This is a genomic window from uncultured Pseudoflavonifractor sp., from assembly GCF_944387275.1.
GTDB lineage: Bacteria > Bacillota > Clostridia > Oscillospirales > Oscillospiraceae > Pseudoflavonifractor > Pseudoflavonifractor intestinihominis.
In genome coordinates this window covers 1-22,783 of sequence record NZ_CALXEG010000003.1, presented here as the reverse complement: position 1 = coordinate 22,783, position 22,783 = coordinate 1, and the positions used below count along the sequence as shown (strand labels likewise).

24 protein-coding genes are annotated in these 22,783 nt (G+C 64.7%); 9 read left to right on the top strand and 15 right to left on the bottom strand.

From position 1 onward, the window contains the following. Positions 1 to 142: 142 nt before the first annotated feature. From Q0K23_RS01420 to Q0K23_RS01395, 6 genes are all read left to right on the top strand, one after another. The gene (locus Q0K23_RS01420) at positions 143 to 775 is read left to right on the top strand and encodes a TetR/AcrR family transcriptional regulator (protein ID WP_294516974.1); all 633 of its coding nucleotides are present in this window, start codon (positions 143 to 145) and stop codon (positions 773 to 775) included. Between the two features lie 13 nt (positions 776 to 788). After that, complete coding sequence (locus Q0K23_RS01415; RefSeq protein ID WP_294516973.1) at positions 789 to 2,498, top strand: HlyD family efflux transporter periplasmic adaptor subunit; 1,710 nt, start codon at positions 789 to 791, stop codon at positions 2,496 to 2,498. After that, positions 2,495 to 3,247, top strand: coding sequence for an ABC transporter ATP-binding protein (locus tag Q0K23_RS01410; RefSeq protein ID WP_294516972.1), 753 nt, complete (start codon positions 2,495 to 2,497; stop codon positions 3,245 to 3,247). The genes Q0K23_RS01415 and Q0K23_RS01410 overlap by 4 nt, the downstream gene beginning before the upstream one ends. Further along, the gene (locus Q0K23_RS01405) at positions 3,244 to 4,416 is read left to right on the top strand and encodes an ABC transporter permease (RefSeq protein ID WP_294516971.1); all 1,173 of its coding nucleotides are present in this window, start codon (positions 3,244 to 3,246) and stop codon (positions 4,414 to 4,416) included. Before Q0K23_RS01410 ends, Q0K23_RS01405 begins: the two co-directional genes overlap by 4 nt. Positions 4,417 to 4,430: 14 nt before the next feature. After that, positions 4,431 to 6,290, top strand: a complete 1,860-nt coding sequence (locus Q0K23_RS01400; protein WP_294516969.1) for an S-layer homology domain-containing protein — start codon at positions 4,431 to 4,433, stop codon at positions 6,288 to 6,290. Between the two features lie 288 nt (positions 6,291 to 6,578). Further along, on the top strand, positions 6,579 to 8,063 hold the full coding sequence (locus tag Q0K23_RS01395) for a DUF1846 domain-containing protein (protein WP_294516967.1): 1,485 nt from the start codon (positions 6,579 to 6,581) through the stop codon (positions 8,061 to 8,063). A 53-nt stretch (positions 8,064 to 8,116) separates the two neighbouring features. Here the strand turns inward: Q0K23_RS01395 and Q0K23_RS01390 are convergent, their stop codons facing one another. Genes Q0K23_RS01390 through Q0K23_RS01375 form a run of 4 tightly spaced genes read right to left on the bottom strand, consistent with a single transcriptional unit; the run spans position 8,117 to position 11,328 of the window. Next, positions 8,117 to 8,707, bottom strand: a complete 591-nt coding sequence (locus tag Q0K23_RS01390; RefSeq protein WP_294516966.1) for an ATP-binding cassette domain-containing protein — start codon at positions 8,705 to 8,707, stop codon at positions 8,117 to 8,119. Beyond that, complete coding sequence (locus Q0K23_RS01385) at positions 8,704 to 9,570, bottom strand: ABC transporter permease (RefSeq protein WP_294516962.1); 867 nt, start codon at positions 9,568 to 9,570, stop codon at positions 8,704 to 8,706. The genes Q0K23_RS01390 and Q0K23_RS01385 overlap by 4 nt, the downstream gene beginning before the upstream one ends. Continuing rightward, entirely contained in the window at positions 9,545 to 10,630 is a 1,086-nt protein-coding gene (locus Q0K23_RS01380) for an ABC transporter substrate-binding protein (protein ID WP_294516961.1), read from the bottom strand. Before Q0K23_RS01380 ends, Q0K23_RS01385 begins: the two co-directional genes overlap by 26 nt. A gap of 35 nt (positions 10,631 to 10,665) precedes the next feature. After that, entirely contained in the window at positions 10,666 to 11,328 is a 663-nt protein-coding gene (locus Q0K23_RS01375) for a Crp/Fnr family transcriptional regulator (protein WP_294516958.1), read from the bottom strand. A gap of 134 nt (positions 11,329 to 11,462) precedes the next feature. On the opposite strand from Q0K23_RS01375, the gene Q0K23_RS01370 reads away from it, so the two are divergent. Next, a complete protein-coding gene (locus Q0K23_RS01370) occupies positions 11,463 to 11,738 on the top strand; it encodes a hypothetical protein (RefSeq protein ID WP_294516955.1) in 276 nt (91 codons plus the stop codon). A gap of 189 nt (positions 11,739 to 11,927) precedes the next feature. Beyond that, positions 11,928 to 12,971, top strand: a complete 1,044-nt coding sequence (locus Q0K23_RS01365; protein ID WP_294516953.1) for an LCP family protein — start codon at positions 11,928 to 11,930, stop codon at positions 12,969 to 12,971. Between the two features lie 47 nt (positions 12,972 to 13,018). Here the strand turns inward: Q0K23_RS01365 and ribF are convergent, their stop codons facing one another. The 11 genes from ribF to rimP all read right to left on the bottom strand — a co-directional run bounded on the left by ribF (position 13,019) and on the right by rimP (position 22,003). Further along, positions 13,019 to 13,924 (bottom strand): riboflavin biosynthesis protein RibF, encoded by a 906-nt coding sequence (gene ribF, locus Q0K23_RS01360; RefSeq protein WP_294516950.1) that lies wholly within the window; start codon positions 13,922 to 13,924, stop codon positions 13,019 to 13,021. Between the two features lie 3 nt (positions 13,925 to 13,927). Beyond that, positions 13,928 to 14,797 carry a tRNA pseudouridine(55) synthase TruB gene (gene truB, locus Q0K23_RS01355; RefSeq protein WP_294516947.1) on the bottom strand — a complete coding sequence of 290 codons (870 nt, stop codon included), beginning with the start codon at positions 14,795 to 14,797 and terminating at the stop codon, positions 13,928 to 13,930. 2 nt (positions 14,798 to 14,799) lie between these two features. Continuing rightward, on the bottom strand, positions 14,800 to 14,970 hold the full coding sequence (locus Q0K23_RS01350; RefSeq protein WP_294516945.1) for a hypothetical protein: 171 nt from the start codon (positions 14,968 to 14,970) through the stop codon (positions 14,800 to 14,802). Positions 14,971 to 14,980: 10 nt separating this feature from the next. Further along, positions 14,981 to 15,928, bottom strand: a complete 948-nt coding sequence (locus Q0K23_RS01345; RefSeq protein ID WP_294516943.1) for a bifunctional oligoribonuclease/PAP phosphatase NrnA — start codon at positions 15,926 to 15,928, stop codon at positions 14,981 to 14,983. 6 nt (positions 15,929 to 15,934) lie between these two features. Then, positions 15,935 to 16,324, bottom strand: a complete 390-nt coding sequence (gene rbfA, locus Q0K23_RS01340) for a 30S ribosome-binding factor RbfA (protein ID WP_294516940.1) — start codon at positions 16,322 to 16,324, stop codon at positions 15,935 to 15,937. 53 nt (positions 16,325 to 16,377) lie between these two features. After that, positions 16,378 to 16,788, bottom strand: coding sequence for a hypothetical protein (locus Q0K23_RS01335; RefSeq protein ID WP_294516938.1), 411 nt, complete (start codon positions 16,786 to 16,788; stop codon positions 16,378 to 16,380). A gap of 92 nt (positions 16,789 to 16,880) precedes the next feature. Then, a complete protein-coding gene (infB, locus tag Q0K23_RS01330; protein ID WP_294516936.1) occupies positions 16,881 to 19,295 on the bottom strand; it encodes a translation initiation factor IF-2 in 2,415 nt (804 codons plus the stop codon). 125 nt (positions 19,296 to 19,420) lie between these two features. Further along, complete coding sequence (locus Q0K23_RS01325; protein ID WP_294516932.1) at positions 19,421 to 19,999, bottom strand: ribosomal L7Ae/L30e/S12e/Gadd45 family protein; 579 nt, start codon at positions 19,997 to 19,999, stop codon at positions 19,421 to 19,423. After that, a complete protein-coding gene (locus Q0K23_RS01320) occupies positions 19,992 to 20,264 on the bottom strand; it encodes an RNase P modulator RnpM (protein WP_294516928.1) in 273 nt (90 codons plus the stop codon). The genes Q0K23_RS01325 and Q0K23_RS01320 overlap by 8 nt, the downstream gene beginning before the upstream one ends. A gap of 42 nt (positions 20,265 to 20,306) precedes the next feature. Then, positions 20,307 to 21,500: a transcription termination factor NusA gene (gene nusA / locus Q0K23_RS01315; RefSeq protein WP_294516926.1), complete on the bottom strand. Its 1,194-nt coding sequence runs from the start codon at positions 21,498 to 21,500 to the stop codon at positions 20,307 to 20,309. Between the two features lie 47 nt (positions 21,501 to 21,547). After that, positions 21,548 to 22,003 carry a ribosome maturation factor RimP gene (rimP, locus tag Q0K23_RS01310; RefSeq protein WP_294516924.1) on the bottom strand — a complete coding sequence of 152 codons (456 nt, stop codon included), beginning with the start codon at positions 22,001 to 22,003 and terminating at the stop codon, positions 21,548 to 21,550. 400 nt (positions 22,004 to 22,403) lie between these two features. Between rimP and Q0K23_RS01305 the strand changes: the two genes are divergently transcribed. Then, positions 22,404 to 22,783 (top strand): MoxR family ATPase (locus Q0K23_RS01305; protein ID WP_294516921.1); only part of this gene is annotated, 380 nt, incomplete at its 3' end.

Below are 22,783 nucleotides of genomic sequence, written 5' to 3'. Positions count from 1 at the left end.
AAAATACAAAAAAAGTAAATGAAGAGTAGTAAGATAGAGCGGGCGGAATGTAAACAAACTTGAAATTTTCCAGGCCCGGAATTGACATATGACAACCTGTCAGGTATCATGACGGAGAGATTACCATGTGCGGAGGGATGAGATGCCGAGCACGACGTTTTTCAACCTGCCGGCGGAGAAGCGGGAGAAGCTGCTCTCCGCCGCCCGGGCGGAATTTGCCCGGGTGCCCTATGCGGAGGCCTCCATCAACAAGATGATCCAGGCCGCGGACATCCCCAGGGGCAGCTTTTACATGTACTTCCGGGACAAGGAGGAGCTGTTCCTCTATCTGGCGGGGGAGTACGGCAAGCGGCTCACCGCCCTGATGGAGGAGCTGCTGGAGAGGCGGCAGGGGGATATTTTTGCCGCCTTCCTGGACCTGTTCGACCGGGTCCAGGCGGAGTACCGGGACCCGGAGAGGAGCGAGGGCTGCCGCCACGTCATCAGCATCGTGCGCAACAACAGCGGCGCACAGCTCTCCTCCCTGCTGGGGATGGAGGGCTGCCTGCCCCCGCCGGGGCGTCTAGTGGAGTGGGTGGACCCCAGGCTGCTGGACCTGCGCAGCGCCGACGACCTGGATAGCATGTTCCACATCCTGATGGGCGTCACCGGCCAGGCGATGCTCCGGGGCATCCAGGCGGAGGACCCGTCGGCGGTGCGGGACGCCTACCGGCGCACGCTGGACATCTTAAAACGAGGCATGGCGCGCAAACCGTCTGAGCCGCAGCATGAGTAAAAGGAGAATCAGCATGGAAAGCACGGAAATCAAGTCAGCGTCCCCAAAGGCCCCGACGGCTCCCGCCAGGCCGGAGTTCAAGATCCCAAAGCCCAAGAAAAAGCGCAGATGGATCAAGGTGCTCATCGTACTGGTGATTCTGGCCGCGCTGGTGTTCTGGTTCCTGGTGCGGCCCATTTTGAGCGCCTCCAGCCAGATCGAGAACATGCTCTACCAGACCGGCACGGCGGAGTACCGGGATCTGACCGTCTCGGTGTCGGGTACCGGCACCGTGGAGCCCGCCGACTCCTACCAGGTCACCGCCCTGGTGAAGGGGGAGATCCTGGACGCCCCCTTTGAGGAGGGCGACCAGGTGGAGAAGGGGGACGTGCTCTATCAGATCGACTCCTCCGACGTGCAGAATTCCATCGAGCGGGCGGAGATCACGGTGGAGCAGGCCCGGCTGAGCTACCAGAACGCCTTGGACAGCAAGGAGGACGCCGCAGAGAACACCGACGTGAAGGCCAGCGACACCGGTGTGATTCAGAAACTGTACTATGGGGCGGGGGATACGGTGACCGCCGGCACGCCCATCGCGGACATTCTGGACCGGGACACCATGAAGCTGACCATCCCCTTCCACTCCGCCGACGCGGCGGCCTTCTACGTGGGCGAGAGCGCCACGGTGTACGTGGACGGCACCGCCGAGACCCTCCAGGGCACGGTGGAGTCCATCTCCCCCGTGGACCAGGCGGGCACGGGGGGCACCCTGGTCCGGGAGATCACCATCACCGTCTCCAACCCGGGGGCCCTGTCCGACCAGAACACCGGCACCGCCTCGGTGGGCGGGGCGGACTGCGCGGGCACCGGCGCCTTTGACTACGCCGCTCAGTCCACCGTCACCGCCAGGACCAGCGGCACTCTGGCGTCCCTCACCGTCTCCGAGGGGGACCGGGTGACCAAGGACCAGATCATCGGCGCCTTTGAGGCCACCGATATGGACAGCCAGATCAAAAACGCGGAACTCAGCCTCCGCTCCGCCGAGCTGAGCCTCCAGAGCACCAAGGACCAGCTGGAGAACTACACCATCACCTCTCCCATCTCGGGCACGGTGATCGAGAAGAACTACAAGGCCGGAGATAACCTGGACACCACCACCGCGGCGGCGGGCTATCTGGCGGTCATCTACGACATGTCCAGCCTCAGCTTCACCATGAATATCGACGAGCTGTATATCGGCCAGATCGAGGTGGGCCAGGAGGTGCGCATCACCGCCGACGCCCTGGAGGACCAGGAGTTCACCGGCCACGTGAGCAAGATCAACATCAACGGCACCACCATGAACGGCGTCACCACCTACCCGGTCACCGTGGCGATCGACGACCCCGGCGACCTGCTGCCCGGCATGAACGTGTCCGCCGAGATTCTGGTGGAGCACGCCGAGCACGTGCTCTGCGTGCCGGTGGAGATGGTGGGCCGGGGCGACGTGGTGCAGGTGCTGCCCGCCGACGCCTATGACAAGGACGGCAACCCGGACTACGCCCGCCTGGTGGAGACCCCGGTGGAGCTGGGCCGCAACGACGACCAGTACATCGAGATCCTCTCCGGCCTGAGCGAGGGGGATACGGTGGTGTACAAGATGGAGCAGACCAACCTGATCGAGCAGCTCATGACGGGCGCGGCCCAGTCCGGCGGAGCTCAGGCCGGTGGGGCGGCCACCTCTGGGACGGAGACCGAGCCATGATCAAATTTACCGATGTCTATAAGATCTACCCCATGGGGGACACGGCGGTCCACGCCCTGGACGGGGTGTCCTTTGAGATCGACGAGGGGGAGTTCGTGGCCATTGTGGGCCAGTCCGGCTCGGGCAAGTCCACGGCCATGAACATCATCGGCTGCCTGGACGTGCCCACCAGCGGCACCTATGAGCTGGCGGGGGTGGACGTGTCCACCATGGACGACGACCAGCAGGCCGTCATCCGCAACAAGATGCTGGGCTTCATCTTCCAGCAGTACAACCTGATCCCCACCCTCGATGTGCTGGAGAACGTGGAGCTGCCCCTGCTCTACGGCGGCATGTCGTCCTCGGAGCGCCGGGAAAGGGCCATGAAGGCCCTGGATATGGTGGGCCTGAGCAGCAAGTACAAGAACCGGCCCAACCAGCTCTCAGGCGGCCAGCAGCAGCGGGTGTCCATCGCCCGGGCCCTGGCGGGCAACCCGGGGGTCATCCTGGCCGACGAGCCCACCGGCGCCCTGGACTCCCGGACGGGCCGGGAGGTGCTCTCCTTCCTCCAGCAGCTCAACGCCGCAGGGCACACCATCGTGCTCATCACCCACGACAACTCCATCGCCATCCGGGCCCAGCGGATCATTCGCCTCCAGGACGGGCGCATCATCTACGACGGGGACGCCCACGACCCCCGGGCCGTGGTCCAGCCCACCGAGAGCGGCGGGGAGGAGCCCGCGGGCTTCGGAGAGGAGGGGGAGGCATGAGCTTTTCCCAGTCCTTCCGTCTGGCGGTCAAGAGCCTGGCCACCAGCAAAATGCGGGCCCTGCTCACCATGCTGGGCATCATCATCGGCGTGGCCGCCGTCATCATCATCATCTCCCTGGGCGACGGCATGAACGACATGATCAACTCGGAGTTTGAGAAGATGGGCACCAACCTGCTCCAGGTCCAGATCATGGGCCGGGGCACCGCACAGAACATTGACGAAGAGGCGATATACGCCCTGGAGGACGAGAACCCGGACTGCATTGCCGCCATGAGCCCCAGCGTCAGCTCCATGGCCACGGTGAAGCAGGGCTCCGACACTCTGAGCACCACCCTCACCGGCGTGGGGGAGGAGTACATCACCGTCAAGAGCCTGGAGCTGAGCCAGGGCCGGTTCATCCAGTACATCGACACTGCGCGGATGCAGGATGTGTGCGTCATCGGCTCCTATGTCAACGAGGAGAGCTTCAACGGCGCCGGCCTGGGGGAGAAGCTGTACATCAACGGCAATGAGTACACCGTGGTGGGCGTGCTGGCCGAGCAGGCGGACAACACCTCCTACGGCGGCGACAACGCCGTCTACATCCCCTACACCAACGCCACCCGGCTCAACGGCAACGCGGTCATCAGCCAGTACCTGTTCACCGCTACCAGCGAGGACACCAACGCCCGGGCCAAGGCGGTGATTGAGAGTAAACTGGAGCAGTTCTACGGCGACGACGACTCCTATATGGTCATCTCCATGAGCGAGATGATGAACATGCTGGGCAACATCCAGGGCACGGTCATGACCGTCCTGGTGGCCATTGCCGCCATCTCCCTGCTGGTGGGCGGCATCGGCATCATGAACATCATGCTGGTGTCGGTGACCGAGCGCACCCGGGAGATCGGCATCCGCAAGTCCCTGGGTGCCAAGGGCAAGGACATCCGCAGGCAGTTCATTATCGAGGCGGGCACCACCTCCATTCTGGGCGGCATCATCGGCATCGTGCTGGGCGTGGTGCTGGCCACAGTGGCGGGCAATATCGTGGGCATCACCGCCAAGGCCTCCCTGTCCGCCATTGTGATCTCCGCCGGCGTGTCCCTGGCGGTGGGCGTGATCTTCGGCTATCTGCCCGCCAACAAGGCCGCCAAGCTCAACCCCATTGACGCCCTGCGCTACGAGTAAAGGAGCATACAAAGATGAAGAAACGGATCATTTGCGCGCTGCTGGCCGCAGTCCTTGTGCTGGGCCTGGCCGCGCCCGCCTTTGCCGCCCAGGCCCAGGTCTCCCTGGAGGAGGCCGCCCAGGTCCTCGCCGCCCTGGACATCATGACCGGAGACGAGAACGGCGACCTCCACCTGGACCAGCCCGTCACCCGGGCGGAATTCACCAAGCTGACTGTGGCTGCGTCCTCCTGGGCGAGCAGCGTGGGCCCCGCCGCCAGCATCTCCCCCTACCCCGACGTGCCAAAGACCAGCTGGGCGGCCCCCTATATCCAGGTGGCCCAGGAGAAGGGCATGGTGCGGGGCTATCTGGACGGCACCTTCCGCCCCGACAGCCAGATCCAGCTGGTGGAGGGGGTGTCCATGGTGCTCTCCCTGCTGGGGTACACCAATGAGGACTTCTCCGGCGCCTGGGGCTCGGGCCAGATGGCTATGTACCAGTCCCTGGAGCTGAACCGTGGGGTCACCGCCGGAAAGAACGACCCCATGACCCGTCAGGACGCCCTGTGGCTGTTCTACAACCTGCTCACCGCCCCCACCAAGACCGGTCAGGTGTACCTGACCACCCTGGGCCACAGCCTGACCGCCTCCGGCGAGATCGACCGGGTGGCTCTGGTCAACTCGGCCATGGAGGGCCCCCTGGTGGCCGAGGGGGACTGGCAGGCGTCCCTGCCCTTTGCCCTGACCACCGCCACGGTGTACCGGGACGGCAAGGCCGCCCAGCCCGCCGACATCCAGACCCTGGACGTGGTGTACTACTCCAAGCCCATGCACACCGTCTGGGCCTGGTCGGGCAAGGCCACCGGCACCATCCAGCAGATCAATACCACATCCAACCCCACCGCCGCGACGGTAAACGGCCAGACCTATGCCGTTGAGACCGCCTCTGCGGCCTACGACCTGTCCGACCTGGGTACCTTCCGGGTGGGGGACAGCGTCACCCTGCTGCTGGGCCGCTCCGGCGGCGTGGCGGCGGTCCGCACGCCCGGTGAGAGCAGCGCCACGGTGTGCGGCGTGGTGACCGCCATCGGCACCGCCTCCTACCAGGACGCCGGCGGCCACACCTACACCGCCGACACCATCACCCTCACCGCCACCGACGGCGGCACCTACCGCTACCGGTACGACAACGCGGACAAGACCTTTGACCCCGGCGACCTGGTCCAGGTCACCGGCGGTACCCAGGTCAGCAAGCTGTCCTCCGCCTCCCTCACTGGCAAGGTGAGCGCCGACGGGAATTCCATCGGCAGCTGCGCTCTGGCGGCCGACGCGGAGATCCTGGACACCTACGGCGACACCCAGACCCTGCGGGTCTACCCCAGCCGCCTGGCCGGGGTGGAACTGAGCGGCAATATGGTGCGCTGGTACTCCACCAACGCCCAGGGCCAGATCGACCGGCTGATCCTCAACGACGTCACCGGCGACCTCCACCAATACGGCGTCCTCACCGACGTGACCGAGCAGTCCATGGGCATGCTCATCATGAGTAGCTATGTCTACGATATCGCCGGGGTACCCGGGGTGTATACCAGCCAGACCGCCATCTGGAACCTGGAGAAGGGGCCCTGCCAGGTGCGGACCGACGGCAAGACGGTGGAGCGGATCTACAACCTGACCGGCGTGGCGCTGACGGCAGTGGACGGCAGGACCGCCATGGCGGGCACCCGGACCTGGACCATCTCGGACAGCGTGGCGGTCTACGAGTACCGGGACGAGAACTACTACCGCTCCGATCTGGGCCGGGTCACCGGCGGGGGCTACGACCTGACGGGCTGGTACGACAAGGACCAGACCCAGGGCGGATGTATCCGGGTCATTATCGCGGAGGCGGAATAACACGGAGATAACAGCAGAGCAGGAGCCCTGGACCGAGCGGTCCAGGGCTCCTGTTTTGGTTGGGGCTGGAATGGAAGGTGACGCCGCACCCGAAAGGCGCACAAAAATGTCCCGCTCCATTGGGCGTTCTGACAAATCGAAAGGGCAGGCGGGAAGGTGCGTTGTCCTTTGGGGCGAGATGTGCTATACTAATCCAGTTATGTGTTCTCAACAGAAATGACACGTTTGATTTTAGATGTAACAGAGAGGATGGGAGGGCGCGGCGCAGCGGCGCGCCGGGCCGGGACGATGAAGAAGATCGGATTTGACAACAAGAAGTACCTGGAAATGCAGTCCGCCCACATCCGGGAGCGGATCAGCAAGTTCGGCAACAAGCTGTACCTGGAGTTCGGCGGCAAGCTCTTTGACGACTATCACGCCTCCCGGGTGCTGCCCGGCTTTGCGCCGGACAGCAAGATCCGGATGCTCAAGGAGCTGCGGGACTCCGCCGAGATCGTCATCGCCATCTGCGCCAACGACATCGAGAAGAACAAGGTCCGGGGCGATCTGGGCATCACCTACGATGTGGACGTGCTCCGCCTCATCGACGCCTTCCGGGGCGAGGGGCTGATGGTGGGCAGCGTGGTGGTCACCCAGTACGCCGGCCAGGCCGCCGCGGACGCCTTCCGCGCCCGCCTGGAGAGCCTGGGCGTCAAGGTCTACCTCCACTACCCCATCGCCGGCTACCCCCACAACATCGGCCTCATCGTCAGTGACGACGGCTACGGTAAGAACGACTATATCGAGACCAGCCGTCCCCTGGTGGTGGTCACTGCCCCCGGTCCCGGCAGCGGCAAGATGGCCGTGTGCCTGAGCCAGCTCTACCACGAGTACAAGCGGGGCGTCAAGGCGGGGTACGCCAAGTTTGAGACCTTCCCCATCTGGAACCTGCCCCTCCAGCACCCGGTGAACCTGGCCTACGAGGCCGCCACCGCCGACCTGGGGGACGTGAACATGATCGACCCCTTCCACCTGTCCGCCTACGGCGTGACCACCGTGAATTACAACCGGGACGTGGAGATCTTCCCCGTGCTGTCCGCCATGTTTGAGAAGATCACCGGTGCGTGCCCCTACAAGTCCCCCACCGACATGGGCGTGAATATGGCGGGCAACTGCATCGTGGACGACGAGGCCGTCCAGGAGGCCGCCTGTCAGGAGATCGTCCGCCGGTACTACGCCGCCCTGTGCGACCGCAAGCAGAACCAGAACGGGGACGAGACGGTGTACAAGCTGGAGCTGCTCATGCAGCAGGCCAAGATCAGCCCCGCCATCCGTCCCGTCATCGCCGCCGCCCTCCAGGTGGCCGAGGAGACCGGCAACCCCGCCGCCGCCATCGAGCTGCCCGACGGCCAGGTGGTCACCGGCAAGACCACCGGCCTCATGGGCGCCTCCTCCGCCGCCCTGCTCAACGCCCTGAAGCAGCTGGCGGGCATTGAGCACGAGAAGCACCTCATCTCCCCCCAGGCCATCATGCCCATTCAGACTGTGAAGGTCAAACACCTGGGCTCCACCAATCCCCGGCTCCACAGCGACGAGATCCTCATCGCCCTGGCCATCTCCGCCGCCGCCGACCCTCTGGCCGCCGCCGCGCTGGAGCAGCTCTCCGCCCTCCGGGGCTGTGACGCCCACTCCAGCGTCATCCTCTCCCCGGCGGACAGCGTGACCTACAGCAAGCTGGGCATGCACCTGACCTGCGAACCCCAGTACGAGACCAACAAGCTCTACCACCGGTAAGAGAAAACAGACCGCCCCTGTCAGCGTCACGCTGACAGGGGCGGTTTTACGTGTTACGGAATGACCCGAAGAGGCGGACCGTCCAGCACGATGACCCGGTCGGCCAGGTCCAGCACCTCCCGGTCGTGGCTGGCCAGCAGGACGGGGATACCCAGTGCCCGGATGCGGGAGAGGATGCGGCCGATCCGGGGCGGGTCCACGCCGTTGAAGGGCTCGTCCAGCAGGTAGAATTCCCCGCCCAGAGCCAGGGTGCGGGCCAGGGCCAGGCGACGGCACATACCCCCCGAGAGGGAGGAGGGGAAGGACTTCTCCTCGCCGGTCAGCTCGGCCAGCTCCAGCCAGCGCGCAGCCTCATTCCGGCGTCTGGGGGGCAGCACGTCGGTGATGTGCTCCTCCACGGTGCGCCAGGGCAGGAGCCGGTCCTCCTGAAAGAGAACGGCGATGTCCCGGGGCGCGGGGCCGTCCACGGTGCCCGATTCCCCGGACTGGAGCCCGGCAATGACCCGCATGAGGGTGGTCTTGCCGGAGCCGGAGGGGGCGGACAGGGCGGTGATGCCCTCCAGAGGCAGGGCAAGGGAGAAGTGGTCCAGCACCGTCTTGTCCCCGAAGCGGACGGTGGCGCCGGTGATGCGCAGCTCCTTCATGCGCCCCGCCCCCTTTCCATGCGGCGGAACAGAGTTCCGAACATTTTGTCCAGCAGAAAGCTGAGGGCCAGCACGGTGATGGTCCAGGCGAAAAGGGAGGGGGTCTCCAGGTAGAGCTTGGAGTAGTACACCTGGGAGCCGATGGCCAGCTTGGGCACGCAGAGGACCTCGGCGGCCACCCCCGCCTTCCAGGCCAGGCCCAGGGCGGTGGAGCAGCCGCTGGCAAAGTAGGGCAGCACCGAGGGCAGGTACACCAGCCGCAGGGTCTTCCACCGGCCGAAGCGCCAGGTCCTGGCCCCCTCCAGCAGGAGAGGGTCGGTCTGGGTGATGCCCTTGAACACGTTGCCCCACACCACTGGCAGCACCATCAACCCGGCGCACACGGCGGGCACCAGCCCGGTGGTCACCCACAGCAGGAGCAGGATGATGAAGGAGGCCACCGGCGTGGCCCGGATGACCCCAACGGCGGGGGAGAGCAGCAGCCGTGCCGGGCGGAAGGCGGCGCAGGCGGCGGCCAGCAGGCCCCCCAGCACCGCCCCACCCAGGAAGCCGGAGAAGATGCGTGCCAGGGACAGCGCCGCGCTCTGCCACAGCAGGGGCGTGATCGCCAGCTCCACCAGGGTGCGCAGCACCAGCACCGGCCCGGGCAGCAGGAGGGCCTTGCCCTCTATGATGGCCTGGGCCAGGGCGGCGCCGTCTCCGGACAGCCAGGCGGCGGCGATGGCCTTCCGGCCCACCCACATAGCGGCAAGCTGCCACACCCCCAGCCAGAAGGCCGGGGGCGTGACAGCCCGCAGAATGTCCCGGCCCAGAGAGCGGCCGGGCGTTTTTTGATTGTCAGGGGATGTAATAGAACGCGTCATCGGGGATGTACCCTCCGATCGAGGTGGGATCGGCCTGCCACAGCACGTCGAAGTAGCCCTGGATGCCCTCCATCATATCCTTGCCGGTGATGCACACCATGTTGGCCTGGGGGATGGCGGCCTTGGCGATGGCGGCCTTGGGGGTGATGCCGTACTGGGTGATGAGCTCGGCGGCGGCGTCCGGGTTGCTGGTCACGTAGTCGATGGAGGCGGCGTACTCCTCCAGGAAGGTGTTCAGCAGGTCGGGGTTCTCCTCGGCCCAGTCGGCCTGGACCACCAGGCAGCCCATGGTGAGCACGCTGTTGTCGGTGGTCACATTGTCCCACTCCTCGGTCAGGTCCAGGGCCTGGCGGACGTTCTCGCCCTGCATCAGTACGCTGGTGGCGGCGGGCACGGGCAGCATGCACAGGCTCATGGAGCCGTCCACCATGCCGGTGGTGATCTCCTCGCTGGGGACCCACTCAATGGTCACGTCCTCGCCGGGGGTGAGGCCGTTCTGCTCCAGCAGGTAGTTGAGCACGTACTCCGGGTTGGAACCCTTGGTGTTGGCGGGGGCATAGATGGTCTTGCCCGCCAGGTCGGCCATGGACTGGACGCTCTCGCCGTTCTCCAGGATGTAGAGCACGCCCAGGGTGTTGAGGGCCACCATCTTGATGCCCGCGTTCTTGTTGTAGATGGTGGCGGCCAGGTTGGTGGAGATGGCGGCGATGGTCAGGTCGCCGTTGATGATCTTGCCGCTGATCTCGTCGGGGCTGGCGGCGATGGTCACGTCATAGTCCAGGGCGGTGGTGCCGGCGTCGTTGTCGGCCAGGAGCTTGGCCGCGCCCATGCCGGTGGGGCCGCTGAGGACGGCCAGGGACACCTGGGGCCGCTCAGTGGTCTGGCTGGGGCTGGGGGTCACCTCAGGAGAGGTAGAGGGGGTGACCTCCACGGTCTCAGAGGGCGAGGGGGAGAGGGAAGGGGAGGGAGAGCCGGAGGCCTGGGTGTTCTGAGGCCCACAGCCCGCCAGGGCCAGCACAAGGGCCAGCGCCAGGGTCAGTGCGAGACATTTCTTCTTCATGGGGGCATATCCTTTCTCATTGAAATAATGATGGTTCACGGTGTTGGTTCCAGCAGTTCCGGGTTCAGTACCCGGATGGCCCGGCCTTCCCGCCGGATGGCGCCCCGGTCCTCCAGGGCGTCCAGCGCCCGGTACAGGGAGGCGCGGCTCACATTGAGTCGCCCGGCTAGGCCGGTAATAGAACAATCCAAGGGCACCAAATCATCCTGCACCTGGGTGCGGAGGAAACAGGAGAGCCGCTCTTCCGCCGTTCCGGCCACCAGACTGTTGATTTTCTGCTCCAGAAAGCGGATGCGGCCGGACAGGTAGCGGATGTACTGCCGGGCCAGGGCGGGGGAGGCGGCCATCAGCTCCTCCACCAGCTCCTGGGGCAGAAGCAGCATGCGGCAGGGGGAGCGGGCGGTGAGCTGGGCGGCGTAGTCCGTGCGGTCGTTGAAGAGGGCGGCGGCGCCGAACAGGTCCCCAGGCCCCAGTACGCTGACGATCAGCTCCCCCTTGCGCACCTCCACTTTGCCGGAGAGCACCGCCCCCAGGCTGCGGGAAAAGGCGTGGGGGGTGTAGATGGTCTCCCCACGGGCTGCCTCCGCCAGGGTGGACCGCCGGTCGGCAGCCGCCCGGAGGGCCAGGGTCTCAGGCAGTCCCTGGAAGAGCGGCGTGCGGGCCAGCAGAGCCAGATCCGACCGCTCCAGCTCCGCCATAGATGCCACCTCCAAAAACTGTCTCATTTGATACAGTTTTCAGAATACCGTGTTTTGCTGGAAAAGTCAAGCATCTTTCGGCGCGGAAGGGGGACGGGATGCATAGAATGGGGCAGAGAATGGAGGTAATGCAGATGGCAGAATGCAGATGCCGGGCCCGGCAGGGCGGCCAGGGTCGGTCCGCGGCCCGGCCCGTGAGCTCCTGGGAAGACCTGGAGAAGATGCCCATGAACCGTTACATCAACCCCAACACCGTCTTTGTCCGCCCTCAGGGGAGCTGTCGGGACGGCGAGGCGGAGCGGGCGCTGCTGGAACAGCTGGTGGAGCAGTCGGTGCGCCAGAACCAGTCGCTGGTGGACCTGCTGGGGGCGGTCAACGCCCTGACGGCGGCGCTGCTGGCCAAGCTGTGACAGCCGGGGCGGAAGATTAAAATAATATAAAGTTCAACAACTTTTTCTTGCCCCCGCCCGTCTTATCCAGTATAATACCGTTTGTTGACATAACGCGAAAGAAAGCGGGCGTGATCATACCCCATGGCAGGAGTACGGAAGAAAAGGAAGAAACGACGGCGGGGCTCACCGCTGGGCAGGGCGCTGTGGATGTTTTACGCCGCAGTGGTGGTACTCTCCGCGGTGATCGTGACCACCTACGCGCTGTTTCAGTTTTTGGTCCCCGCGCCCACAGTGGAGACCCCTCCGGCGCCCACCGGTGATGTGACGGCGGAAAACCCCACTGACAACCCGGACACACCGGATATTGACGAGAGCACGGTCACGCCCAGCCAGCAGACACTGGAGCGGAAGGATCAGTTCTACACCTTCCTCCTGGCCGCCAGCGACCAGGTCAGCGGCAACTCGGACACCATCATGGTGGCGTCCTACGACGTGCCCAACCAGAAGGTGGCCCTGGTGTCCATCCCCCGTGATACCCTGGTCAACGGCAAGTACGGCAGCCACAAATACTACAAGATCAACTCCGCCTACTCCTACGGCGGCATTGACGAGCTGCGGGCCGTGGTGGCCGACATGCTGGGCATCCCCATCGACTTCTACGTGACCGTAGACCTGAAGGCCTTTGTGGAGGTGGTGGACGCGGTGGGCGGCGTGGACTTCTATGTCCCTGTGGACATGAACTACGACGCGGACGACCAGAATCTCCACATCCACTACGACAAGGGCATGCACTACGACCTCACCGGCCAGCAGGTGCTGGAGATCGCACGCTGCCGGAAGAACTCCGACGGACCGGGCACCTATCCCAACAATGTCTACGACGTGTACGCCGGCAGCGGCACCAACCGGGAGCAGACCCAGCGGGAGCTGATGGTGGCCATCGCCCGGAAACTGATCTCCTGGAACAGCATCCCCAAGATCACCCAGTTCACAGAGATCGTGGGGCAGAACGTAAAGACCAACATGTCGGCCAGCGACCTGGCCTTCTTCGCCACCCGGGGCATCTATGTGGACCTGGACAGCAGCGTCACCACCACCGTGTTCCCCGGCAACGGCGAGGTGAACTACAAGGGCTGGAGCTGGTGCTGGCAGTACTACCCCGAGGAGTGCCTGGAGATCATCAATAACTATCTCAACCCCTACACCACTGACATCACTATGGACATGACCAACATGTTCCAGGTCAAGTGACAGAAAAAGCGCGTCTGCCCTGCGGCAGACGCGCTTTTCGTATGTTCTCAGGTGTGTTCCGCGAAGTATTCCCGGGTCTGGTCTGCGTTGTGCATGACCTCGGCCCGCAGGGCCTCCAGGCTGGGGAACTTCCGCTCCCCGCGGAGGTGGCGGTAGAACTCCATACGGATGGTCTGGCCGTACAGATCTCCGTCAAAGTCCAGAATGTAGCCCTCCACGTTGACGGCGCCGTGGGCGTCCACCGTGGGGCGGACGCCGATGTTGGTCACCGCAGGGCGGCTGCTGCCGTCCTCGAACCACACCTTGGTGGCGTACACGCCATGGGCGGGAACCAGTACGCCGGGGGCAAAGCGGAGGTTCACCGTGGGGAAGCCCAGAGTGGTGCCCAGCTTTTTCCCGTGGGACACCGTGTCAGTCAGGGTGTGGGGGTGGCCAAGGAAGTAGTTGGCCCGCTCCATCTCCCCCTGGGCCAGCAGGGTGCGGATGTAGGTAGAGGAGATGGTGATGCCGTCCAGCTCCACCTTGGGGATGATGTCGCATCCCAGGCCCAGCTCGGCACAGATGGCCTTCAGCCGCTCCGGGTTGCCCTCCCCCTTGTAGCCGAAGTGGAAGTCGTGGCCCGCCACTAGGTGGACGGCGCCGTTCTCCCGGACGAGGAAGTCGGTGACAAAGTCACACCAGGGCATGTGCATCATCCGGTCGTCAAAATGGGCCACAATGACCTCCTGGATGCCGTAGTACCGGCGCATCAGCTCCGCCCGGTCCAGGGGGGAGCTGATGAGGGGCATGGGACTGCCGATGATCAGGTTTTCCGGATGGGTGTCAAAGGTGACGGCGGCGGGGATGGCCCCCAGTTCCTGGGCCACCTGGGCCACCCGGCTCAGCAGTGCGCCGTGGCCCCGGTGTACGCCGTCGAAAAAGCCCAGGGCGATGACCCGTTTTTTCTGCTCCATTGTTTACACCTCGAAAAAGCTCTTGATGGTGGTGAGACGGCCGCCGCTGACCTGGCCCAGGGCCAGGAAAGCGCCGCTCTCACCGTAGACCCGGTACTGGCCGTCGGCGGCCTGTGGGACGGACACCGCCGTGCCGTTGCGCACCTTTTTCTCCGGCCCGGCTTTCAGAATGAGTATGGGCCTTCCGGCAAAATAGGCGTCCACCGGCAGCAGCAGGCTCTGGGGGTCCTCTGCGGAGAGCAGGGCGTCCAGGGTGACGGCCTGGTCCAGGGAGAACCCGGCGGCCTCGGTGCGGCGGAGAGAGTACATACACCCGCCGCAGCCCAGAGCCTGGCCGATGTCGTGGCAGAGGGTGCGGACATAGGTGCCCTTGGAGCACTTGACCCGCAGCAGATAGTCGGCGGGGCCGGTCTGTTCCACCACGTCCAGAGCGTAGATGGTCACGGGGCGGGGCTCCCGCTCCACCTCCTGGCCCTTCCGGGCCAGCTCGTAGAGCTTCTTGCCGTCCCGCTTGATGGCGGAGTACATGGGGGGGATCTGGAGGATATCCCCCCGGAAGGGGGCTAGGGCGGCCTCCAGGGCGGAGCGGTCAACGGCCACGGGCCTCTCCTCCAGCACGGTGCCAGAGGTGTCCTGGGTGTTGGTCACAACGCCCAGCCGCAGCCCGGCCACGTACTCCTTGCCGCCCTCGGCGGCGAACTCCACCGCCCGGGTGGCCCGGCCCACAAAGACGGGCAGCACACCAGTGGCCATGGGGTCCAGGGTGCCCGCATGGCCCACCCGGCGCTCATGGAGCACGCCCCGGATCTTGGCGCACACATCCATACTGGTCCATCCGGCGGGCTTGTCAATCACGATAATTCCATTTGCCATACTCAGCCCTCCGTAAACTCGCGGCGCAGCCCAGCGCAGCGGGTGCGGCGCGAAAAGGAGGAGCCGCCCGCCGGGATAAGCGCCGCTGCTTCAGCGGCGGCGCGTTCCACAAGGGCGTGGTCCGACGCGGTCCATCCGGCGGGCTTGTCAATCACAATGATTCCGTTCGGCATTCCGGCCTCCTCAGCCCTGCTGGATCTGGTGGATGGCGTCCAGAATGGCGGTCTTGGCGTCGGAGACGGAGCCCATCACCGAGCATCCGGCGGCAGCGGCGTGTCCGCCGCCGCCCAGCAGGGCACATACCGCCGAGGCGTTGAGCCCTGCGGCCGTGCGGACGGAGAGCTTGCACTCTCCGGGCCGCAGCTCCCGGATAGTGACGGCGGTCTCCACCCCCTCCACCTGTCCGGCAAAGGCGGCGATGTCCTCGGCGTCCTCCTCGTGGGCGTCCAGGGCCCTCATCATCTCCAGGGTGACGGCGGCGATGGCGATGGTGCCGTTGTCGAAGAGCTCCATGCCCTCGGTGATCATGCTCTCCAGCCGCAGGCGCTTGAAGCTCTTGGTGCGGAAGTGGCGCTTATTGACGCTGCGGTAGTCGATGCCGGTGTCCATCAGGGCGGCGGCCACCCGGTGAGTGCCGGAGGTGGTGTTGCTGTAGAGGAAGCAGCCCGTGTCGGTGGACACGGCCAGGTACAGGGCCAGGGCGGCGGCAGGGGACACAGGCCCCCACTGGCGGATGATATCATAGATGAGCTCGCCGCAGGCGGCCCGGCCCGGGTCCACGCAGTTCTCCCTGCCGAAGCCCTCGTTGGAGGGGTGGTGGTCGATGGCCAGGTCCACGCCCTTGTCCAGCCAGCAGCGGGCATTTTCAGGGAACAGCCCCCGGCCCGCGATGTCCACGCTGACTACAAAGGCGGGGGAGAACCCGTCAGGGGCCAGATAGCCCTCCAGATAGGGGGTAAAGAGGCTGGTGGCATCGGCGTTGGGCAGGAGCCAGGCAGTCTTGCCCAGCTCCCGCAGGGCGGCGCACAGGCCCACGCCGCAGCCGATGGTGTCGCCGTCGGGCCGGCGGTGGGTGAGAATGAGAATATCGTCCTGACGCCGCAGCAGTTCAGCGGCTTCCGTATAGGTCATGGGACTTCACTCCTCGCTGTCCAGATTAATGTGGGCGTTGGCGGGATTGGCTGGCTTGACCACCTCGGGGTCCCGCAGCATGCTCAGAATGTGAGCGCCCTGGGCCATGGAGTCGTCTTTCTCAAAGATCAGCTCCGGGGTGTACCGCAGGGAGAGGGCGGCGCCCAGCTCCCGGCGGAGGTAGCCTGCGGCGGATTTGAGGCCCTTGACCACCTCATTGACGTCGCTCTTGTCCAGCACGCTGACGTGGACCTTGGCATACCGCAGGTCGGTGGTGGTGTCCACCGCCGTGATAGAGACCAGCCCGTGGACTCTGGGGTCCTTCACCGTGCGGATGAGGCCGGAGAGCTCACGCTGGATTTCTTCGTTGATGCGTCCGATTCGATTGCTCGACATGATCGGATCTCCTTTCATAAGTGAGCGGGGAGGCGCCCGAAAGGGCCTCCGCGCTATATTGCAATGATCAGGCAGGTCTGCTGGTGTTCCTCCAGCTGCTCCAGCGTGTCCTGCGCCAAAGCGGACAGAGGGCCGGAGAAACGGCGTATCCTGTGCACCCCGCCGCCCACCCAGAGGTGCCACAGCTCCACAGTCTCACCGCGGGCGCAGTTTTTTGACAGATAGGCCCGCAGCTGTGCGGCGTCCTCCTGGGTGGGGTACAGGTTCAGCTCATACCGGCAGGGCTGCATGTCCAGCGCCAGGCAATCCACCGCCTGGCGGTAGTATTCATGATCCTGCACGGAGAAGCCGTCCTCCTCCACTGTGACAGTCATACCGCCCGCCTTCACGGTGCGGAGGCGGCTGATGCCGGAGTCGTAGAGGGGCAGGGAATGGGAGGCGGCTAGGAGATATACACAGCTCATGGGGACCTCCAGGGGAGACAAATAAGCAAAGCAGGGCGGGCGAAAACGCCCGCCCTGCTTTTGGGGTCTTGTAGAATGAGAAAAATGAGGGGTTACACCTCAATCTGTTCCATCAGGTAGGCTTCGATGACGTCGCCCTGCTTGATGTCCTGGAACTTCTCGAAGGTAATACCGCACTCGTAGCCCTGGGCGACCTCCTTCACGCTGTCCTTGAAGCGCTGGAGGGAGGCGATAGAGCCGTCGTAGATGACGATGTTGTCCCGCAGGAGACGCATCTGAGCGCCGCGCTGCATCTTGCCGTTGGTGACATAGCAGCCGGCCACCATACCCACGCCGGTGATACGGAACACCTCGCGGACCTCGGCCTGACCCAGGAAGACCTCCTTGAACTTGGGGGCCAGCATGCCCTTCATGGCGGTCTCGATCTCCTCGATGCAGTCATAAATCACGCGGTACATCCGCATATCCACCTTGTTGCGGGCGGCGGTCTCCTTGGCGTTGTTGTCGGGGCGGACGTTGAAGCCCACGATGATGGCGTTGGAGGTGGTGGCCAGCATGACGTCGCTCTCGCTGATGGCGCCCACGGCGCAGTGGATGACCCGCACCCGGACCTCGTCGTTGGACAGCTTCTCCAGGGAGGACTTCACCGCCTCTGCGGAGCCCTGGACGTCGGCCTTGACGATGACGTTCAGATCCTTGATCTCGCCCTGCTGGATCTGGCTGAACAGATCGTCCAGGCTGACCTTCTGCTTCACGCCGCCGGAGGCAGCCATCTTCTGGTCGTGCTTGCGCTGCTCCACCAGCTCGCGGGCCATGCGCTCGTCGGCCACGGCGTGGAAGTCGTCGCCGGCGCCGGGCACCTCGCTCATACCGATGATCTCAACAGGCACGGAGGGACCGGCCTCGGTGACCTTCTCGCCCCGGGCGTTGGTCATGGCGCGGACACGGCCCACAGCGGTGCCGGCGATGATGATGTCGCCCTGGTGGAGGGTGCCGTTCTGCACCAGCAGGGTGGCCACGGGGCCGCGGCCCTTGTCCAGCCGGGCCTCGATGACGGCGCCGTGGGCGGAGCGGTTGGGGTTGGCCTTCAGCTCCTGCATCTCGGCGGTCAGGTTGACCATCTCCAGCAGGTTGTCGATGCCCTCGCCGGTCTTGGCGGAGATGGGGCAGATGATGGTCTCGCCGCCCCACTCCTCGGGCACCAGCTCGTACTTGGTGAGCTGCTCCTTGATGCGCTCGGGGTTGGCGGTGGGCTTATCCATCTTGTTGATGGCCACGATGATGGGGATATTGGCGGCCTTGGCGTGGTTGATGGACTCCACGGTCTGGGGCATGATGCCGTCGTCGGCGGCCACCACCAGGATGGCCACGTCGGTGATCATGGCGCCGCGGGCACGCATGGCGGTGAAGGCCTCGTGGCCGGGGGTGTCCAGGAAGGTGATGGGCTTGCCCTGGACGTCCACCTGATAGGCGCCGATGTGCTGGGTGATGCCGCCGGCCTCGCCGGCCGCCACGTGGGCGTTGCGGATATAGTCCAGCAGGGAGGTCTTGCCGTGGTCGACGTGGCCCATGACCACCACCACGGGGGCGCGGGGCACCAGGTCCTCCGCCTTGTCCTCGGCGGTGTCGATGAGCTTCTCCTCGATGGTGACGATGACTTCCTTCTCCACCTTGCAGCCCATCTCTTCCGCGATGATGGCGGCGGTGTCGAAGTCGATGATGTCGCTCAGGGAGGCCATGACGCCGTTCTTGATCAGGCACTTGACCACCTCGGCGCCGGTCTTCTTCATCCGGCTGGCCAGCTCGCCCACGCCGATCTCGTCGGGGATCTTGACCACGGTGGGGTGCTTCTTGGCGATCTCGGCCTGGAGCCGGCGCATCTTCTCCTGCTCCTCAGCCCGGCGCTTGTTGCCCTGGAAGCTGTTGTTCCGGCGCTGGTTGCGGCCCTGGAACTTCTGCTTGCCGCCGCCCTGCTGCTGGCGCTCGGAGGTGAAGGACTCCAGGCGCTCGTCGTACTTCTCCAGGTTCACGTTGCCGCTCTTGCGGGTGTCCACCACCTTCTTCTCGGGCACGCGGGTGGTGGGACGGCGGTCCTGGGTCTGTTGCTGGGGCTGGGCCTGCTGCTGAGGCCGCTGCTGGTTCTGGTTCTGATTCTGGTTCTGCTGGGCAGCGGGCCGCTGGGCCTGCTGCTGGGGAGCCTGCGCCTTGGGAGCGTCCTTGGGCTGCTTGGCGCCCTGCTGGTTCTGGGCGGGGGCGGCCTTGGGGGCCTCCGCCTTCTTGGGCTCGTGGTACACATCGGCATAAATGCTCTCGATGCTGTCCACCTGGTGGTGCTGGGTCAGATACTCAAAGATGATGGACAGCTCTCTGTCCTCCAGCACCTGCATATGGTTCTTGGGCGTGGTCGCGTACTTGGTGAGGATATCGGCGATATCCTTGGAGTTCATTTTGAAGTCCTTGGCGACCTCGTGCACACGGTATTTGTTCAGCAAATGAGCCACCTCCATTGTGGAGCCTGCACCAATAGGAAAACGCAGGCAGGGTTCCCTGCGCTTTCTTATTGGAACAAGCTCTCTGCTCGAAACGGATACGTTCTCTATGGGAAACCGCCGCAGCGGCGGGAAAACCTTGTTCATGCCTTGGGCTTGGGGCCCCGGTGGAGTCCGCCCTTGACCTGCAGTTTACCCTTGGGCACCTTGGGCCGCCCGGAGGGGGCGGGGGAGGAGCGCAGGGGGGGGTTGGACGGGGCGGGCGGGGCTTTCTGCTCTTTTGGGGGCGCGGCCCAGGGCTTGCGCTTGCCCTCACGGAGATTTTTCTCGTGCTGGCGCTGCTCCTTCTGCCGCTGGAGGGCCTTCTGGGCCTTGGTGTCCAGGGCGGCGGACAGCTCGCCGTACCGGGCCTGGTCCAGCAGGGCCAGCTTGGCGGCCAGGGAAGAGGCAAAGCCGATGTCGGTGACGGCCACCAGGGCGCAGGAACTGCGGCCCACGGTGCCGCCCAGCTCCGCCTTGGAGAAGGGCAGCTCCGTCCAGGGGACGGCGCCCGCCTCGGCGAAATGGGCGCAGCGGCGGCGGGTGTTGTCGGCGGCGTCGGCGGCCACCAGAAGCAGCTTGGCGTGGTGGGCGCGGGCGGCCGCGCCCACCGGCTCCTCGCCCACCTCCAGCCGTCCTGCCTTCTTGCACAGGCCGATGAGAGAGAGAATGGCGTTAGACATCGGGGGCCTCCTTCATCTGCGCCTCCAGGGCGTCCCATACCTCGTCGGGCAGGGGGGCGGAGAAGGCGCGCTCCAGCGCCTTGGCCTTTCGGGCCTTTTTCAGGCACTCGGGGTTGGGGCAGACGTAAGCGCCCCGGCCAGGCTTTTTGCCCTTGAAGTCCAGGGAGACCTCGCCCTCGGGGGAGCGGACCACACGGATCAGCTCCTTCTTGGGCTTCATCTCCCGGCAGCCCAGGCACTGGCGCAGGGGAATTTTTTTGGGCATGGGACAAGCGCCCCCTTTCCACGGGAAAATCAGAAAATCAAATTACACGTCCAGAGGCTCGTCGGCGGCCTCGGCGGTCTGGGCGGCCTCCACGGGCACGTCGTCCACCACGACCTCGTCGGACTCCTGGTCCTCATCGCCGCCGGGGTTGGAGGCGGGCTTGATGTCGATCTTGAAGCCGGTGAGCTTAGCGGCCAGGCGGGCGTTCTGGCCCTCCTTGCCGATGGCCAGGGACAGCTGGTCGTCAGGCACCACCACGCGGCAGCTCTTGCCGTCGTCCAGGGTGGTGACGCTGATGACGTCGGCGGGGGAGAGGGCGGCGGCCACGTACTCGGCGGGGTCGTCGGAGTACTTGATGATGTCCACCTTCTCGCCCTTGAGCTCCTCCACGATGTTGTTCACGCGCTGGCCCCGGGGACCCACGCAGGCGCCGATGGGGTCCACGTTGGGGTCGGCGGACCAGACGGCCAGCTTGGTGCGGCTGCCCGCCTCGCGGGCGATGGACTTGACCTCCACGGTGCCGTCGTAGATCTCGGGCACCTCCAGCTCGAACAGGCGCTTGACCAGGCCGGGGTGGGTGCGGGAGATGAGGACCTGGGGGCCCTTGGTGGAGCGGCGGACCTCCACCACGTACACCTTCAGCCGGTCACCCTCGTGGATGGTCTCGCCCCGGACCTGCTCGCCCACAGCCAGGAAGGCCTCAGTGACCTCGCTGCCCGAGCCGATGCGCAGGCTGGCGGAGCCGGAGCGGGGGTCGATGCGGGTGACCACGCCGGTGAGCAGCTCGTGCTCCTTGGAGCTGAACTCATCATAAATCATGCCCCGCTCGGCCTCGCGCATACCCTGGATGATGACCTGACGGGCGGTCTGGGCGGCGATACGGCCAAAGTCCTTGGTCTTGACCTCCATACGCACCACGTCGCCCAGCTGGATGTGGGGAAGGCGCATCCGGGCGTCGGCAAGGCTGATCTCGGTGAAGGGGTTGTCCACGGTCTCCACCACGTCCTTCTTGACGAACATGCGGACCTCGCCCTTCTCCTCGTTGGCGTCCACCACGATGTTGTCGCCGGCGCCCTCATGGTCCCGCTTGTAGGCGCTGATCAGGGCCTGGGTGATCTTCTCCAGCATATAGCTCTTGGGGATGCCCTTTTCCTGCTCGATCATGCCGATGGCGGCGAAGAACTCCTTGCCGTCCAGCTCATTGCTCTTCTGAGCCTTTGCATTTCTCTTAGCCATAATCCTTCATCAAACTCCTTATACCATAACGGATTCCCGGCGGGGAATCAAACACGGACGTACAGCCGCACCTGGGCCACGTCCTTCTTGGGGAAGGTCACGGCTCCCTTGGGGAGCTCTACCGTCACATCGCCGTCCTCGTAGCCTTTCAGAATGCCCACATGGTCCTTGCGGCCCTCCACGGGGCGGTAGAGGCGGACCTCCACCTCGGCGCCCAGGAAGGCGTCGAAGTGCTCCGGGTGCCGGAGGACCCGGTCGATGCCTGCGGAGGAGACCTCCAGGGTGTAGCTGCCCTCGATGGGGTCGGCCTCGTCCAGGGCGTCGGACAGGGGCCGGGACACGGCCTCGCAGTCGTCGATGGTTACGCCGCCCTCCTTGTCCAGATAGACCCGGAGAAACCAGGTGCCCGCCTCACGCACATACTCCACATCCCAGATGCTGCAGCCGTTTTCCGCCGCGATGGGCTGGGCCAGCGCCCGGACCAGCTCAGTGACTTTCGCCATAGAGGAGCCTCCTTCGGTATAAAATGTCAGAAAAAACCAAACCGGTTTTTTTCAATAATAAAGAGCGGAGCAAAGCCCCACTCTCACCATACTTCCTCTACTATCATACGCAGTATACCACGGAACGCGTTCCATTGCAAGGCCTTTCCCTGTTTTTTCACAGGATGAGGGCAGGTAAAAATGGACGAAATGGAGGCTGGAAGGAGAAAAAACAGCCGGCCTGCAACATTTTTACGCTTTGCAGCGATATCATTACAGAGAAAGCGGACGGCGGGAGGCCCTGGCAGCGTATTCCGCGTTGACATGAACTGAAATTGTACTTAAAATAATATGCATTGGATAAACCGTAAAATAAAGGATTATTCTACATATATAAAAAGGGAAATGAGGAGAAAAAGGCATGAACCAGGCAGTACATATCTTACAGGAAGTGAAGAAGGCGGTGGTGGGCAAGGACGAGGTGATCGCCCGTGCCCTGCTGGCCATCCTGGCCCGGGGGCACATCCTGCTGGAGGACATCCCCGGCGTGGGCAAGACCACCATGGCCCTGGCCTTCTCCCGTGCGCTGTCCCTGGACTACAACCGGGTGCAGTTCACCCCCGATGTGATGCCCTCCGACATCACCGGTTTCTCCCTCTATAATAAAGAGACGGGGAAGATGGAGTACCAGCCCGGCGCGGCGCTGTGCAACCTGTTTCTGGCCGACGAGCTCAACCGGGCCACCAGCCGCACCCAGTCCGCCCTGCTGGAGGCCATGGAGGAGGGCCAGGTGACGGTGGA